A 16,424-nucleotide genomic window follows, 5' to 3' on the forward strand; every position below is an offset into this window, starting at 1 on the left:
GGGCGGCAGGAAAACTCGCGCCCCTTGATACAGGACAGGTAATTAATCACTTACCCAAGGTGACGGGCGAACCGGCACGGACAAGGCCGATCAGGGCCAGGCAGGCATCAGCGCAGCCAGATCACACTGGCCATCCTTCCGGTTTTGCCATCATCACGCCGATGGGAGTAGAAGCGCGACTCGCTGGCGGTACAGAAGTGTCCGCCACTGATGTATCCCACCCCCAAGCGCTCCAGACGCAGGCGCGCCAGGCGGTAAAGATCGGCCATGTAGTGCCCAAGCCGATAGGGGCTGGGCTCGAAGCCACTGGCCGCCTCCTTCTGTACCGCGACGAAGGCGTCATAGACCTCGGCGCCGACTTCGAACTGAGCATTGGAAATGGCCGGTCCCAGCCAGGCCATGATCTGATCCGGCTCACAGCCCAAGGCCGCCACACTGGCCTCGATCACTCCGCTGGCGAGGCCGCGCCAGCCGGCATGGGCGATCCCCACCCGCGTTCCACGGCGGTCGCAGAGAAACACCGGCAGGCAGTCGGCAGTTAGGATCACGCAGGCATACTGCTTGTCGAAGGCCACCGCCGCGTCGGCCTGAGGCGTCGTCAGCTGATAACTCTGCTGCACGCTGGCGCCATGCACCTGATCGAGCCACAGCAGTGGCCGGTGATCGTCGAGTTGCCGGGATAAAAGTTCCCGACAGCGCGCCACGCATTCGGGATCGTCTCCCACATGAGTCGCCGGGTTGAAGGCGGCATAAGCTCCCTGGCTGGGCCCCGTTTCTCGAGTGGTGACAAAGGCGCCCACCGTGCTCGGTGCCGGCCAGTCGGGCAGGATCAGGGTCGGTTGCTCATTCATGTACGCGCCTCGCTATCGTCACGCAGGTAGTCGAGCAGCATCAGCAGATCATCGGGCAACCCCGCCTGGAACTCCACCCGCTCACCGTTCGCTGGATGCAGGAAGGCCAGCTTGCGCGCGTGCAGGGCCTGGCGTGGAAACTCGCGCAGGATTTCCTTCAAGGTCTGCGAAGCCCCCGCCGGCACCTTGAGCCGCCCGGCATATAGCGCATCGCCGACCAGCGGGAAACGCTTGTGGGCCAGGTGCACGCGGATCTGGTGGGTGCGTCCCGTCTCCAGCCGGCAGCGCACATGCGTGTGCCCTCGAAAGCGCTCCACCACCCGATAGTGCGTCACGGCGGGCTTGCCCGAAGGGGTGACCGCCTGGCGCTTACGATCCTTGGGGTGGCGGCCAATCGGCGCATCGACGGTACCGCCCGAGGTCATCACGCCAATGACCACGGCATCGTATTCGCGCGACACCGTGCGGGCCTGAAGCTGCTCGACCAGAGCGGTCTGCGCCGCCAGCGTCTTGGCCACCACCATCAGCCCCGAGGTATCCTTGTCGAGCCGGTGCACGATGCCGGCCCGCGGCACCGCAGCGAGCCGGGGACAATGATGCAGCACGGCATTGAGCAGCGTCCCGTCGGGGTTGCCCGCCGCCGGATGCACCACCAGCCCTACCGGCTTGTTGATGACCAGCACGTCATCGTCTTCGAAGACGATATCGAGCCCGATGGCCTGCGGCTCCCAGCGCTCGGTCTCCTCCAGCACCGTCTCGAGGGTCAACTGCTCACCGCCAAAAACCTTGTCCTTGGGACGGGCCTGCTCGCCGTCGAGTGTCAGCACCCCCTGCTTGATCCAGCTCTTGAGGCGCTCGCGGGAGAACTCCGCGAACAGTTCGGCCGCGGCCTGGTCCAGACGCATGCCGATCATGGTGTCGGGGATGCGCTCGGTGCGGTGTATGATGTCTGGCATAGGAGAGAATCTGTCCCATTTCGCCGGCGCGGGCGTTTGCTTTATAGTGGGTCGAATTTGGCGGATTGTAGCAGCCTGCCGCCCGCGGTGCTGCAACCCGAGACGACGGGACTGCGGCCGATGCCCGAAGTCGGTGCGACGGTGTGCTTCACGTTCGCTACGTCCGCCCATGTCGGAAAAGCTGCCGGTATGGCCGCCCTGGATTGTTTGATACGAGGATGATGATGCGACTCCCTTCCCTTGGCGCGCTTGTGCTCGCCAGCGCCCTGCTTGCCGGTTGCGCCAGCAACGAACCCGCCCCCGACCTGCAGGAGCAGGATCTCTATCAGCAGGCACAATCCTCGCTGGATGCCGGACGCTACACGACCGCCGTGGAACAGCTCGAGGCGCTCGATACTCGGTTTCCGTTCGGCCGCTATGCCGAGCAGGCTCAACTGGAACTCATCTACGCCTACTATCAGGTCGAGAACTGGGAAGCCGCACGGGCCGCTGCCAGCCGCTTCATCCGCCTGCAACCGGATCATCCTCAGGTGGACTACGCCTATTACATGCGGGGCCTGGCCGCCTATCAGGCCGGACGCTTCAGCCTCGAGGGGCTCAAGCTGATCGACATCTCCAAACGCGATCTCGGCGCGACCCGCGACGCCTATGTGGACTTCGGCGAGCTGGTGCGCCGCTTCCCGGACAGCCGCTATGCGCCGGACGCCCGCCAGCGCATTATCTATCTGCGCAACGTGCTGGCCCGCCACGAGCTGCAGGTCGCCGACTTCTATCTGCGCAAGGGTGCCTATGTCGCCGCCGTGGAACGCGGCCGCTGGGTGATCGAGCACTATCCGCAGTCGCCGGCGACGCGTGACGCGCTGGCGGTCATGGTGGAAGGCTACCTGGGACTCGATATGCGCGACCGTGCTCGGGAGGTACTGGCCACGTTGATCGAGAACGACCCCGACAACGATCGCCTGCGCGGTGATACCTTCCGCCCTCTGCATGTCGATGCCAAGCCGCTGCGCCTGAACGGCTAGACACTCCGCAAGCGTCCCAGACCCGCGCACCGGGCCCCGTCAAGCGAGGCCCGGTGCACCTGGCGGCTCAGTCGCCCGGCTGCCAGCCATTGACGATGGGATAACGCCGATCACGGCCGAAGCCACGCTGCGATACCCTGACACCGACCGGCGCCTGACGGCGCTTGTATTCGGTACGGTCCACCAGTTTCACGACCCGATAGACATCCTCGGCAGAGAAACCGGCCTCGATGATCGCCTCGGCACTCATGTCGCCTTCGATGTAGCGCTCGAGAATCGCGTCCAGGGTGTCATAGTCGGGCAGGGAGTCGCTGTCCTGCTGATCGGCCGCCAGCTCGGCGGAGGGCGGGCGGGTAATGACCCGCTCGGGGATTGCCGGTTCCTGGGCATTGCGCCACCGCGCCAGCCGATAGACCCATGTCTTGTAGACATCCTTCAACGCATTGTAGCCACCCACCATGTCACCGTAGAGCGTGGCATAACCTACCGCCATCTCGCTCTTGTTGCCGGTGGTCAGCACCATCAGGCCTTTCTTGTTGGAGATTGCCATCAGCAGCACACCGCGACAGCGTGACTGCAGATTCTCCTCGGTGGTGTCGCGCTCGGTGCCGGCGAAGCTCTCCGCCAGTGTCTCGGTGAAGGCCTCGACCATCGGCGCGATCGGCATCACCTCGTAATGCACGCCGAGCAGCCGGGCCTGCTCGGCGGCATCCTCCTTCGAAATCTCCGCCGTGTAGTGGTACGGCATCATCACCGCGTGCACACGGTCCGCGCCCAGAGCGTCCACGGCGATGGCCAGTGACAGCGAGGAGTCGATCCCCCCCGAGAGCCCCAGCACCACACCCTGAAAGCCGCTTTTGTTGACATAATCGCGCAGTCCCGTAACCAAGGCGCAGTACAGACTCTCCTCGACATCCAGCAGCGGCTCGCGCTCGCCGGTCTGGGGCTGCCATAGCCCCGCGTTGTTGACGAAGTGCACCGGCATCAGCCCCACCTGCCAGGACGGTGCACGTACGCAGACTTCGCCCCGATTGTCGAGGGCCAGCGAGCCGCCATCGAAGACCAGTTCGTCCTGACCGCCGATCTGGTTGACGTACACCAGAGGCCGACCCACCTCACGGACGCGCTCGGCAAACAGCCTTTCTCGCTCGGCCGATTTGTCCTGGTGATAAGGCGAGGCGTTGAGCGTGATCAGAATATCGGCTCCCGCTTCGGCAACCTGGCGTACCGGAGCGCCATCCCAGAGATCCTCGCAGACCAGCACCCCGAGCCGGGCCCCCTTGTGCTCGACAACCAGCGGCGCATTGCCGGCAGTGAAGTAGCGGCGTTCGTCGAAGACCAGATAGTTGGGCAGCGCCTGCTTGGCATATTCGCCGATCCACTTGCCGTTGTGCAGGACACCGGCAAGGTTGTAGAGCGCTCCGTCACGGCGGCCGGGATAGCCGACGATGACCATCACCTCGCGATTGATCTTCTGTGCCAGGCGTTCGCGAGCCGCAGCCAGGCGAGACTCCATCGACTCGCGCAGCAGCAGGTCCTCGGGCGGATAGCCGGTCAGGAACAGTTCGGGCAGCACGACGACATCGGCCTTGTGCTCGATGCACGCCTCACGCACCACTTCGATGGCACGTTCGGTATTGCCGGGAATGTCCCCGACCAGCGGGTCGAGCTGGGCCATTACCAGAGTCAGGTCTTGCATGGGCGGGAATTCTCTCGATTGGCTGAGCGACACGGGGCCTATACACTGCCCCTTTAATCTCATTGTCCCGCAAGGTCGCGATCGAGGCAAAATGCCGCCGACCGCCACCGGGAGTCGAAAGGATGAACCTCTTGATCATTCGCCTGATCATTTTCGTGCTGCTGTTCTGGGCTGGGCTCAAGCTCTATCGCATGTACCGCGAATGGCAAGCCGACCGCGAAGGGCTCGACCGCGATTCGCCGCCGACCAGCGAGCGCATGGTTCGCTGCGCCTACTGTCGCCTGCACCTACCCGAGAGTGAGTCGATCCACCATGAGGCACTGACCTTCTGCTGCCGCGAGCATCGGGCCCGCTTCCTGGAGCACGGCCCGGCGCGCGAGAACGATAGCGAGCGCTGAATCATGTTCCATGAAATTTCAGAGCCGGTAAGGCGCCGGATCGAGAATCGGCTCGCGCCCCAGTAGCTGGTCGACCAGCAACCGGGTCGAGGCCGGCGCCAACACCAAGCCGTTGCGATAATGCCCTGCATTGACGTACAGCCCATCGATGCCGGTCACGGCGCCGATCATCGGCACGCCATCCGGTGAGCCAGGGCGCAGCCCCGCCCAGTGATGCTCCACCTCGCAGTCGGCCAGAGCCGGCACGATACGGATCGCGCTTTCGTACAGCGACGTCCTGGCCTCATCGGTAGTGGCCTTGTCGAAACCCACTTCCTCGAGGGTCGAGCCCGCCACGACCCGCCCGTCACTCCGCGGAATCACGTAGCGTCCATCCATCAACACGACGCGCTCCACCAGCCCCGGGGGAGCCTTGAACAGAATCATCTGACCGCGTACCGGCCGTACCGGCAACTCCACCTCGACACTTGCCAGCAGCTCACGCGCCCAGGCCCCTCCGCAGACGATGATGCGCTCCGCCGCGACCGGGCCCTCCCGTGTCTCGACACCTTCGATGCGCCCGTTGGCGGCGCGCAGCCCCGTCACCTCGACCCCTTCGCGCAATTCGACTTGCGGCATGGCCTGCAAGCGGGCCCGCAACGCCTTGCCCAGGCGTGGGTTACGGATGCTACCCAGCGTCGGCATCCACAGGGCAGTGTCGAAGCCCGGCGCCGCGTTGGGCTCCTTGGTATACAGGAAATCGGCGTCGACCCGCTCCAGCGGCTTGCCCACCTTGCGGGCCCACTCAAGCGCTAACGCCTCGTCGTCGACGCGCAGATACAACAACCCTTTCTGACGGTACTCCGGATCGATGCCCGTCTCCTCCAGCAGCCGTAGCGCCAGCTCCGGATAGAACCCCTCCGACCAGGAGGAGAGTGCCGAGATCGGCGCGCTGTAGCGCCACGGGTAGAGTGGCGACACGATGCCACCGCCCGCCCAGGACGCCTCTCGCCCGCACTGGCCACGCTCCAGCAGCGTCACCTTGTGGCCGGCATCGGCCAGTTGCAGCGCCGTCATCATACCGATGACGCCGCCGCCGATAATCAGGAAGTCGTTCACAGCATATTCCATCTTTTCACTTGAGGAATGGTATGTTACTAAAAGTAAATTAGAAAATATTGATTTAACCCAGCTCAGGAGCCTCTGGTGTGAAAGATTACGGGAATTCTTGCCAGATACGTAACGTCAAAGGCTTCACCCTGATCGAGCTCCTAGTGGCGATTAGTCTGGTTGCGGTCATGGCGACCTGGGCGGTGCCCGGTTTTCAGTCCTTCACTGCCCGCAACCGAGTGGCGGCCGAGATGATGCGGATCAGAACAGCATTGGCTATGGCACGAAATGCTGCCATTACAAGACACATGATAATAACTGTCTGCCCAAGCTCTAATCAAAAAAGTTGCACTATCAATGACAATGCAGCGGGAGATGATTGGCTTGCGCCATTGACCTTGTTTGAAGGGAAGGGCGAGGTCGGAGATGTTTTATTACGTACTTTTGGTTCTAGCCTTGCTAGCAAGCTAACCTACCGCAACGATAACCAACCAGTCAGCTATAATGTTTTGGGACGTGCATCAGGGCACAACGGCACTTTTCGTATCTGCGGCCCGCATGGAGAGGGAGCGAAGATCATCGTGAGCAACTTTGGCCGGGTGCGCTCTATAGATAAAGGCCCAAACGATTGTTAAAAAACTAAAAGATAAATATTGACCAATTAATTTGACCGTAAAACCCGGCCATCTATAAAGATTCATCACTCAATCCGGCACACTCATGATCATATTCAGGATAACAATAACCAGCAATACTTACTTCAACGCCTCTATCTTTACCACCCCCATCAACCTTATCCTCCAACAAAGCTTCATCAAAATGCGCACCACCTCCTCCGGAAACATTTAAGCTTTTAGCATGCATAGCGCCATAAAACCCACCTCCCGCCTGAACCCTTACCTCTGAGTAAGGCGCATATATAGCCCCATAAAATTTTGCATCACCAGAAATATCAACATCCTTGGTGGTATAAAGAGAAAGAACTGGGGAATTGCTATCATCTACTACATTGGAGCCCGAACTTGTAGAAACATCTATAATAAACTTATTCCTGTCCAGACTTTGTTTAAACCTGCCATTCGTAACAATCTTAAGGCTAGTACCCTTTCCGCTCACTTTAAAAGTAGCACCATCACCTATATCTACATCACCATCAATGAACAACACTATTGGCTTACCACCGTTCACTTCGAAATACGCCCCTCCCCCTACACTCAGAGAACTAAGCCGTATTACGGAGCTTTCTTCGCCCATGAATACAAAATTATCATTTGAGACCACACTACCATTCATGCCAGGGTGTATCTTATACTCTTTGCCGTTATTTACTATCAAATCATTAGAAGATTGAACCGTACTTAAGCCTAGCATAGCTTCTTTTAAATTAACAAAATCACAATCTTGTGACTCCAACTTATCAACATCCACAGGACTGATTGAAGCTAATTCCCTGTTAGGAACTTGCCTGTCTACCCCCCCACCCCCTGCACTTATAAACTCTTTAGCCTGAGCCAACCCGTATATACGCTTATCCCATCCTGCTGTATTAACGCTACCTGCAACTGCAGCATTACCTTTTACTAAGCCGCCTTCACCTGTATATAAATTTTCTCCCGATGTTACATTTCCGTTTACTGTTGCCCCCCAACCTTCCATTGTGATATCACCTACCGAAACGATATCTCCACCTACATTAGATTGGTTTAGTCTCACACTTCCACCCGAAACAATGTTTCCTGAGATAGAACTAGACCCCGATACACTCACGTTTCCATTGGCTTGCACATTACCGGTAATACTGGATCCTCCGCCAGTAATTGCTATATCGCTTCTAGAAACAAGATTTCCATAAATCTGCGTTCCTCCTCGAGTGATATTTACGTTAGTACCTTTGGGTGATGTTACGCCAATATCTGCCAAGCTATGCCTAGCATTACTTCCCCCATAGCTTCCCACTCTAGAATCATAACTATCTATTAGATCAATATTAAGGTTCAAATTTTCACAAGCAGTATATCCAGAAAGCCCCCCCTCATCTCGGGCTCTCACATTATAGTACGCAACAGCTACTCTCTTTGTCTCTCTCTTACCTTGTTTATAAGCTCCGCTCCTTCCTTCGCTCTCTACAAAAAATTGATGATCATTTACCTTCATAACTCTTAGTATTTCAAGGCTCGAATGCTTATCCAAAAGCTTATTATAATGAAAACCATCTAAAGAAAACTCATTATCACTGCCCTCATGGGCCCAAGATGCAAGGTTCTCTTTTAGCACAGAGTTTTGCTGCAACACATCATTAAAAACAGATAGACCTGCCTCGGCAGCCATCTGTGCTTGTGTACTTTCCCGATAATTCCCCGCCATGCGCTCATCAATCAAAGATGACTGCATGCTGGAAATCCCCAGCATTATAGAAACCGTTAGCAGTACCAGTACGATTATTAGCGCTGCACCTCGCTGTCTTTCCATTAAGATATCCTAATAATTACTTGAGTCGCTGCCCCGCGTTACTGCCAACGTCCGATTAACAGCATGAAATGAAAATTCTTCTATGTCTTGACCGTTACCAGCACTAGTTTGCAGCCGCAATACTATCTTCCAGACTCCTTTTTTTAACTCCTCAGGCTCCGGAAAACCATTACTAGAAAGCCCAACTATAACTGGGCTCCAATTTATACTATAGCCATTCCCGCACTGCTCCCCGTAATCAAAACTCCATCCCTCTCCCTTGATTTCTTTCCCGAGCCTATAATATAAAAACAAATCATCCGAGCATATATTATCATCATGTCTAATTATCTCTAATTTCAAGGCTCTTTTTTCATTATCATAACTAACGCTCTTAGCACGCCTAATATCTCGAAGCAGTGCATCAGTGACAAACGTCAATATTGCCTGCTTATCTCCCAGCGCCTCAGTCTGCCGAAAGTTATGCCATCCCACCAGAAAAACCTTTCCTGCGCCAAGGGTGATAGTCAGCCCAACTACTAGGGCAACCATTAACTCCACCAGCGTGAAGCCTTTTTGTTTATTAACTTTCATCAAACTCCACCTTTAGGAAGATGGGCGACATATTTAAAGCTAGTAGATTCGCCCTCTCCAAAGCGCCCCTCATCCCACTTAACCTCTATTGTGTAAATACAACTCTCATCGCTAGCAGGAGGGTTGGGTATCGGATTCGGATTAAGCCCCGGCAAAAACTTTTCCCACGTATTCACCCATATCTTACCATCAGTAATAATAGATGCTTCAGGGCATATATCTTTGGAAAAGTCGACCTTTGACCATAACAACTCAACTGCATCTTGGGCCGCCAACGAGGCTATCGAACGCTGGTAACCTGCATGCGCACTCTGCAGTGCCTTTAGCTGCATGCCCGCAATACCTAACAGTCCAACCGATAATACAAGCAGCGCGACTAGTGCTTCTATCAATGTGAAGCCTTGTACCGCTACATGCCAGGAAATCTTGATATAACGATGATTACCCATCACAGGCACCCATTTTTTGAACAGTCAGACCACCCGCTTGGGAGAGTTCGAACCGCAGACCGTTTCCATCCTCAAATGCCGCACAGATTTTATTTCCGGAACCCACAGCCAAGCGGCCTAAAGAAGTGAAGATGATAGCTCCGTCAGGAAGCGTAAGTGCAACCTGTCTGACGAGATTGATCTGCCGCAGAATTTCACTCTGTGTCTGCACTTGTAGTGCAGCATCTTTATTCATTATTAATAATGCTGTGGTACGGCGCTTGATAGCTTCGCTGCGGGCAATATTCAATCCACTTCGGATAGCAATTTCCGTGGATGTTTCACGATTGCTTTTCATTAGATGCTGGAAGCCCGGCACGACAATCATGACCAGAACGGCCACCATAGTCAGCATTACAAGCGTCTCTATTAAAGTAAAACCAGACTGCCAAGCGCGATTACCAGCACTCATCTTCACTACCATCCCTACCTGTAAACCCACGGGCACCCTTATTATCCAGCGTAAAATTACTGCAAATATCGTCTTTCTGAGCACCTTGAGGTATTGCTAGCAATTTATAGGTAGAAACCGTGGATTCTGTATCGGAAGAAATAATTTGATAAAATCCCTCTTCCGATGTTATTGGAAAGTCGATATTACATGCTTGATAATCATTTAATGACGTATAACACCGTTCCAATCGTCCGGCGACTTCCATCAGCATGGCTTGGGCATCCGTCCGCCGAGATTCCTGCACGTAGCGGGTATAATTGGGATAGGCGATGGTGGCCAAGATGGCGATAATCACCACGACGATCATCAGCTCGATCAAGGTAAAACCCGTTTGGCGCACAACAACCTCCACCATCGAATGGTTTTGTTTCAGTATGTATCAGTAAACAACTTTTCTATAGAGCCAAGACGCAAAAAAGCCGGGGTCTTCCCGGCTTTTTTGCGTCTTGCTCGCCCACCGCCTCGCTCACTCGCTCACTCGCTCGCGATGACACGCTCCCGCAGTTCCTTGGGCATGGAGAAGGTAATGGTTTCCTCGCGTCCGGCGAGTTCCTCGGGAGCCTTGGCGCCGAGACTCTGCAGCCGCTCGATGACGCCCTTGACCAGAACCTCGGGAGCGCTGGCGCCCGCGGTGATGCCGATCGCGCTGATACCTTCTAGCCATTCGGGGCGCAGCTGGGCAGCATCATCGATCAGATAGGCCGGAGTGCCCATGCGCTCGGCCAGTTCACGCAGACGATTGGAGTTGGAGCTGTTGACACTGCCGACCACCAGCAGCAGATCGCTCTCACTGGCCAGCTGGCGCACCGCATCCTGACGGTTCTGGGTGGCATAGCAGATATCGTCCTTGCGCGGTCCGTTGATGGCGGGAAACTTGTCGCGCAAGGCATCGATGACCTTAGCGGTATCGTCCATGGACAGCGTGGTCTGAGTGACGAAGGCGAGCTGCTCCGGGTTGTTCACCTCGAGTCGCGCCACGTCATCCTCATTCTCGACGAGATAGATTCTGCCACCATGAGATGTGTCATAGCGCCCCATGGTACCTTCCACCTCGGGATGACCGGCATGACCGATCAGGATGCACTCCTGACCCCGCCGGGCGTACCGCAGCACTTCCATATGCACCTTGGTGACCAGCGGACAGGTGGCGTCGAACACCTTCAGGCCGCGCCGTTCGGCCTCCTGCTGCACGGCACGCGACACGCCATGCGCGGAGAAGATGACGATAACGTCATCGGGCACCTCGTGAAGCTCCTCGACGAAGATCGCTCCCCGACTGCGCAGAGTGTCGACCACGAAACGGTTGTGGACGACCTCGTGACGTACGTAGATAGGAGGACCGAACACGTCCAGCGCCCGGTTGACGATTTCGATGGCGCGGTCGACACCGGCGCAGAAGCCGCGCGGGTTGGCCAGCTTGATTTGCATGACTCACCTCGGTCAATGCGAAATGGATACCGGATCGGCAGGCGTGGAAGCAAGGCCCTGCCGCCTAGTGCGTGGTGGCGGGACGCACCTCGATGATTTCGACCTCGAAGATCAGGGTACGCCCTGCCAGCGGATGGTTGAAGTCCACCTCGACGTTGCGTTCATCGAATGACTTGATCACGCCGGGCAGCTCGCCACCGGCTGGATCGGCGAACGACATCACCATGCCCTCTTCGAGTGTCTCGTCACCGAAATTCTCGCGGCCCAATATCTGCATGTTCTGCGGATTGTGCTGGCCGAAACCATGCTCGGGGCTGATGGTGTAGGTGCCACTGTCGCCGTCGGTCAGCCCCTTGAGCGGGGCCTCGAAACCCGGCGGCAGATTGCCGTCACCGACCTGAAACGTCGCGGGCGCCTTGTCGCGGGTCGAATCAACCACGGTGCCGTCCTCGAGCTTGACGGTGAAATGCAGGGTCACCTCCATGCCATCGTCGATACGGTAATCGCTCATGTCTTGTCTCCTTGGAGGCGATGAATGTCTGTTTACACCCTAGCGTTCACGGCGACGAACGGCGAGCATCGCGCAGCGACTCGAGGATCAGGCCGATCGCACCCAGGGTGATCGCGGCATCCGCCAAATTGAAGGCGGCAAAGTAATATCCGCTCCAGTGAAACGACAGGAAGTCGATGACGTAGCCGTGCATCAGCCGGTCGTAGAGATTGCCCAACGCACCGCCGATGACCAGCGCCAGGGAGACTGCCGTCAGCCGCTGATCGGCCTTGAGCCGCGACAACCACACCGTCAGGCCGATACTCGCCCCTATCGCGATGATGGCGAACAGCCAGCGCTGCCAGCCGGCATGCTCGGCCAGGAAACTGAACGCCGCGCCGGTATTGTGCAGCAGCGTCAGGTTGAACACCGGCAGGACCTCGAGCGGACGGCCGTAAGTCAGTTGGGTACTCGCCAAGGCCTTGGCGCCGAGATCGAGCGCGATCACCAGCGCCGAGAGCCAAAGCCAGCGCAGCGGATGGGGCATCGGTTTGGCCTGCGACTCAGGCATAGCGACGCTCTTCACCCGGGCCATCCGGCAGGTTGGCGATCGACCGCGCCGACAGGGTCGGATGCTCGGGATGCGTACCCACGTCGGGGCGGCGCTCCCAGCTGCGTTCATCCTTCTCGTAGGGGCTCATGCGCACCGCGACCTTGAGGCCGTCGAGGTCGGTGGCGTTGGCATCGGCCGCTTCCTCCAGCGGCTTGAGCGTCGCCTCGGAAGTGATCAGCACGAAGCGCAGCTCGTCCTCGAGACGCGTCAGCAGGTCATGCAGCTCCTCATTGACGAAGAGCGTCACCTCACTGTCCAGCGCTCCCTTGATGATACCGGCGTTGCGCGCATCCTCGAGCTGCTTGTTGACTGCCTGCTTGACCGTCATCACCCGCTCCCAGAACTGACGCCCCATCGGTTCCGTCTCCGGCAGGGTGGCGAGCCGCTGGTAATAGGTTTCCAGCAACACGCTCTCGCCACGCTCACCCGGAATGTGCTCGTAGATCTCCTCGGCGGTGAACGAGAGAATCGGCGCCACCCAGCGCGCCAGCGCCTCGACGATGTGGTAGAGGGCGGTCTGGCAGCTGCGCCGCGCCAGGGAGTCGGCCTGGGTGGTGTACTGGCGGTCCTTGATGATGTCGAGGTAGAACCCGCCCATGTCCCGTGCGCAGAAGTCGTGGACCTGCTGATAGACATCGCGGAAACGGTAGTCGGCATAAGCCGCCTCGATGCGCTCCTGGAGCACCGCGGCACGATCCACTGCCCAGCGGTCGAGTGCCAGCATGTCGTCGAAGGCGACAGCGTGGCTGGCCGGGTCGAAGCCGGTCAGGTTGGCCAGCAGGAAGCGCGAGGTATTGCGAATGCGCCGGTAGACGTCGGCGGTACGCTTGAGGATCTCGTCGGAGACCGCCATCTCGCCGGAATAGTCGGTGGAGGCGACCCACAGGCGCAGGATGTCGGCACCCAGCTTGTCCATGACCTCTTGTGGCGCAACCACGTTCCCCATCGACTTGGACATCTTGCGTCCCTGGGCATCGACGGTAAAACCGTGGGTCAGCAGCCCCTTGTACGGCGGGTGGCCATCAATGGCACAGCCGGTCAGGAGCGAGGAGTGGAACCATCCGCGATGCTGGTCGGAGCCTTCCAGATAGAGATCGGCAGCCGGCCCTTCGCCCTGCCCGGGAAGGTCGAAGACAGCCGCATGCGAGCCGCGCAGCACATGCCAGTGAGTGGTACCGGAATCGAACCACACATCGAGCGTGTCGGTGACCTTCTCGTAGTCGACGGCCTCGTCGCCCAGCAGCTCGGCGGGTTCCAGACGAAACCAGGCATCGATGCCTTCCTGCTCGATACGGCTTGCCACCGCCTCCATCAACTCCACGGTGCGCGGATGCAGCTCGCCTGTCGCCCGGTGCAGGAAGAAGGGAATCGGCACGCCCCAGTTGCGCTGGCGCGAGATGCACCAGTCGGGACGATTGGCGATCATCGAATGCAGGCGCGCCTTGCCCCAGGCGGGGATGAACTGGGTCGCCTCGATGCCCTCCAGGGCGATCTCGCGCAGGGTTCGGCCATCCTCGCGCTGACGATCCATGCCCACGAACCACTGCGCCGTGGCGCGATAGATCAACGGCGTCTTGTGGCGCCAGCAGTGCATGTAACTGTGCGTGATGGTCTCGTGGGCCATCAAGGCGCCAGCCTCGTCGAGTTCGCGTATGATCGCCGCGCCGGCCTTCCAGATCATCTGTCCGCCGAACAGCGGCAGGTCGTCGGCGTAGACGCCATTGCTCTGTACCGGGCTGAGGATCTCCTCGAAATCCATGCCGTAGGCCCGGCAGGTGACGAAGTCATCCACGCCATAGGCCGGTGCCGAGTGCACCACGCCGGTACCGGCATCGGTCTCGACGTAATCGGCGAGGTAGACCGGTGACACTCGGTCATAAAGCGGGTGACGAAAACGGATACGCTCAAGGCTTGCCCCCGGCGCCGTCGCCACGGCCTCACCCTCCAGGCCGAAGCGCTGCAGGCTGCTCTCCACCAGCTCCTCGGCCAGGACCAGCAGACGCTCACCCACGTCGACCAGCGCGTACCTGACCTCGGGATGCACGTTCAGCGCCTGGTTGGCGGGAATCGTCCACGGCGTGGTGGTCCAGATCACGATGGCGGCCGGCTTGGCCAGGCCATCCAGGCCGAAGGCCTCGGCCAGCGACCGAGGCTCGTCGACGGGAAAGGCCACGTCGATGGCATCGGACTTCTTGTCGGCATACTCGACTTCGGCCTCGGCCAGCGCCGAGCCGCAGTCGAAGCACCAGTTCACCGGCTTGAGCCCCTTGAACACGAAGCCGCCCTTGACCATCTCCGCCAGCGCCCGCACCTCACCCGCCTCGTTGGCGTAATCCATGGTCCGGTAGGGGTGCTCCCAGTCGCCGACCACGCCCAGGCGGATGAACTCCTGACGCTGCCCGTCGACCTGCTCGGCGGCATACTCCCGGCACAGCGCGCGCGCCTTGTCGGCCGGCAGGTGCTTGCCGTAGGTGGTTTCCACCTTGTGCTCGATGGGCAGACCGTGGCAGTCCCAGCCCGGCACATAGGGCGCATCGAAACCTGCCAGAGTCTTCGACTTGACGATGATGTCCTTGAGAATCTTGTTGACCGCGTGCCCGATGTGGATATTGCCGTTGGCGTAGGGAGGGCCGTCGTGCAGCACAAAGGTCTGGCGCCCCCGCCCCGCTTCGCGCAGGCGCTGATAGAGGTCGAGTTCGTTCCAGCGGGCGATACGAGCAGGTTCCCGCTTGGGCAGGTTGCCGCGCATGGGAAAGTCGGTTTCGGGCAGGTTGAGAGTATGCTTGTAGTCGCTCATTGGGATCCGTCATCATCGCGCCCGGCGGCCTGGCGGCCTGCCGAGGAGTCGGTGTTCATCGGCTCGGGTGCCAGAGGCGCCGAGGCCAGCGGGAGGGTGGAGCAAAAGAGTACGGTGCCGCTGCACCGTATCGGGCCTTCGTTGGAGGCGGACCGAAAATAGCGACGCGCCTGCGCCAGATCGGCATGGATCTGGCGCTTCAGCGCCTCGATGCCGTCGAAGGCGATCTCGCCGCGCAATCGGGCACAGGGCATCACGTCGAGACGCTGACCATAGAGATCCTCGTCGAAGTCGAAGAGATGCACTTCGAGTACCGGGCGTGACGATCCCACCGTGGGACGCCAGCCGATATTGGCCACGCCCTGGCATTCGCGGCCGTCAGGCAGGCCCACCATCACGGCATAGACACCGCGCAGCGCCAGGGGGCGCGGCGGCAGCGGAAGATTGGCGGTGGGTACGCCGATAGTTCGTCCGAGCTGGCGATCCGGCACGACCCGCCCGCTCAGGCGATAGGGTCGGCCCAGCATGCGCGCCGCCTGGGCGAAGTTGCCGCTGGCAAGCAGCGTGCGCACGCGGGTGCTGGACACACGCTCGTCATCAAGCGTGAAGGTCCGGGTATGCTCCACGCCGAAACCGCACTCGGCCCCGACCTGTCGCAGCAATGTAAAGTCGCCGGCACGATCGCAGCCGAAGCGGAAATCGTCACCGACCACCAGATGCCGCACGCCCAGCCCCTCGACCAGCACCCGATCAATGAACTCGCGTGCCGTGAGGCCACGCAGTGCCTCATTGAAAGGCAGACACAGGATGCGTTCGGCCCCATGGGCGGCCAGCAGTTCGACCTTGTCGCGCAGCCGCGTCAGGCGGGGCGGCGCCTGATCACCGGCAAAGAACTCCCGGGGCTGTGGCTCGAAGACCACCACCGTCACCGGTAGCCCGAGCGCCGCAGCGCGGCCCTTGAGCTGGTCCAGGATCGCCTGGTGACCACGATGCACTCCATCGAAATTGCCGATGGTGGCGACGCAGCCCCGGTCCGTCCGGTGCAGATTGTGCAGTCCCCTGATCAGTTCCATGCGCGATTCACGGCTCGTTAAAAG

The 16,424-nt window shown here is 59.1% G+C and carries 17 protein-coding genes; 3 read left to right on the forward strand and 14 right to left on the reverse strand.

What is annotated here, in order from left to right:
- Positions 1 to 107 precede the first annotated feature (107 nt).
- Positions 108 to 851, reverse strand: a complete 744-nt coding sequence (gene pgeF, locus ACYQ12_RS16965) for a peptidoglycan editing factor PgeF (RefSeq protein WP_459874030.1) — start codon at positions 849 to 851, stop codon at positions 108 to 110.
- Positions 848 to 1,807, reverse strand: coding sequence for a 23S rRNA pseudouridine(1911/1915/1917) synthase RluD (gene rluD / locus ACYQ12_RS16970; RefSeq protein ID WP_459874032.1), 960 nt, complete (start codon positions 1,805 to 1,807; stop codon positions 848 to 850). The genes pgeF and rluD overlap by 4 nt, the downstream gene beginning before the upstream one ends.
- Before the next feature lie 224 nt (positions 1,808 to 2,031).
- On the opposite strand from rluD, the gene ACYQ12_RS16975 reads away from it, so the two are divergent.
- On the forward strand, positions 2,032 to 2,829 hold the full coding sequence (locus ACYQ12_RS16975) for an outer membrane protein assembly factor BamD (protein WP_459874034.1): 798 nt from the start codon (positions 2,032 to 2,034) through the stop codon (positions 2,827 to 2,829).
- A gap of 67 nt (positions 2,830 to 2,896) precedes the next feature.
- Here ACYQ12_RS16975 and ACYQ12_RS16980 read toward each other — a convergent pair whose 3' ends face one another.
- A complete protein-coding gene (locus ACYQ12_RS16980; RefSeq protein WP_459874036.1) occupies positions 2,897 to 4,528 on the reverse strand; it encodes an NAD+ synthase in 1,632 nt (543 codons plus the stop codon).
- 122 nt (positions 4,529 to 4,650) lie between these two features.
- On the opposite strand from ACYQ12_RS16980, the gene ACYQ12_RS16985 reads away from it, so the two are divergent.
- On the forward strand, positions 4,651 to 4,926 hold the full coding sequence (locus ACYQ12_RS16985) for a PP0621 family protein (protein ID WP_459874038.1): 276 nt from the start codon (positions 4,651 to 4,653) through the stop codon (positions 4,924 to 4,926).
- Positions 4,927 to 4,944: 18 nt separating this feature from the next.
- On the opposite strand, the gene thiO is transcribed toward ACYQ12_RS16985, so the two are convergent.
- A complete protein-coding gene (gene thiO / locus ACYQ12_RS16990; protein WP_459874547.1) occupies positions 4,945 to 6,024 on the reverse strand; it encodes a glycine oxidase ThiO in 1,080 nt (359 codons plus the stop codon).
- A gap of 89 nt (positions 6,025 to 6,113) precedes the next feature.
- On the opposite strand from thiO, the gene ACYQ12_RS16995 reads away from it, so the two are divergent.
- On the forward strand, positions 6,114 to 6,650 hold the full coding sequence (locus tag ACYQ12_RS16995; protein ID WP_459874040.1) for a GspH/FimT family pseudopilin: 537 nt from the start codon (positions 6,114 to 6,116) through the stop codon (positions 6,648 to 6,650).
- 52 nt (positions 6,651 to 6,702) lie between these two features.
- On the opposite strand, the gene ACYQ12_RS17000 is transcribed toward ACYQ12_RS16995, so the two are convergent.
- From ACYQ12_RS17000 to ribF, 10 genes are all read right to left on the reverse strand, one after another.
- On the reverse strand, positions 6,703 to 8,484 hold the full coding sequence (locus ACYQ12_RS17000) for a DUF7305 domain-containing protein (protein WP_459874042.1): 1,782 nt from the start codon (positions 8,482 to 8,484) through the stop codon (positions 6,703 to 6,705).
- A 9-nt stretch (positions 8,485 to 8,493) separates the two neighbouring features.
- Positions 8,494 to 9,057, reverse strand: a complete 564-nt coding sequence (locus ACYQ12_RS17005; RefSeq protein ID WP_459874044.1) for a PilW family protein — start codon at positions 9,055 to 9,057, stop codon at positions 8,494 to 8,496.
- Entirely contained in the window at positions 9,057 to 9,506 is a 450-nt protein-coding gene (gene pilV / locus ACYQ12_RS17010) for a type IV pilus modification protein PilV (protein ID WP_459874046.1), read from the reverse strand. The genes ACYQ12_RS17005 and pilV overlap by 1 nt, the downstream gene beginning before the upstream one ends.
- On the reverse strand, positions 9,499 to 9,957 hold the full coding sequence (locus ACYQ12_RS17015) for a pilus assembly FimT family protein (RefSeq protein WP_459874048.1): 459 nt from the start codon (positions 9,955 to 9,957) through the stop codon (positions 9,499 to 9,501). Before ACYQ12_RS17015 ends, pilV begins: the two co-directional genes overlap by 8 nt.
- The gene (locus ACYQ12_RS17020) at positions 9,944 to 10,339 is read right to left on the reverse strand and encodes a type IV pilin protein (protein WP_459874050.1); all 396 of its coding nucleotides are present in this window, start codon (positions 10,337 to 10,339) and stop codon (positions 9,944 to 9,946) included. The genes ACYQ12_RS17015 and ACYQ12_RS17020 overlap by 14 nt, the downstream gene beginning before the upstream one ends.
- Positions 10,340 to 10,473: 134 nt before the next feature.
- Positions 10,474 to 11,427, reverse strand: a complete 954-nt coding sequence (gene ispH / locus ACYQ12_RS17025) for a 4-hydroxy-3-methylbut-2-enyl diphosphate reductase (RefSeq protein ID WP_459874052.1) — start codon at positions 11,425 to 11,427, stop codon at positions 10,474 to 10,476.
- Positions 11,428 to 11,491: 64 nt separating this feature from the next.
- Positions 11,492 to 11,938 carry an FKBP-type peptidyl-prolyl cis-trans isomerase gene (gene fkpB / locus ACYQ12_RS17030; protein ID WP_459874054.1) on the reverse strand — a complete coding sequence of 149 codons (447 nt, stop codon included), beginning with the start codon at positions 11,936 to 11,938 and terminating at the stop codon, positions 11,492 to 11,494.
- 46 nt (positions 11,939 to 11,984) lie between these two features.
- Positions 11,985 to 12,488 (reverse strand): signal peptidase II, encoded by a 504-nt coding sequence (gene lspA, locus ACYQ12_RS17035; RefSeq protein ID WP_459874056.1) that lies wholly within the window; start codon positions 12,486 to 12,488, stop codon positions 11,985 to 11,987.
- Positions 12,481 to 15,327 (reverse strand): isoleucine--tRNA ligase, encoded by a 2,847-nt coding sequence (ileS, locus tag ACYQ12_RS17040; RefSeq protein ID WP_459874058.1) that lies wholly within the window; start codon positions 15,325 to 15,327, stop codon positions 12,481 to 12,483. The genes lspA and ileS overlap by 8 nt, the downstream gene beginning before the upstream one ends.
- Entirely contained in the window at positions 15,324 to 16,400 is a 1,077-nt protein-coding gene (gene ribF, locus ACYQ12_RS17045; RefSeq protein ID WP_459874060.1) for a bifunctional riboflavin kinase/FAD synthetase, read from the reverse strand. The genes ileS and ribF overlap by 4 nt, the downstream gene beginning before the upstream one ends.
- Positions 16,401 to 16,424: the final 24 nt, after the last annotated feature.

It is taken from the genome of Halomonas shantousis (assembly GCF_054654615.1).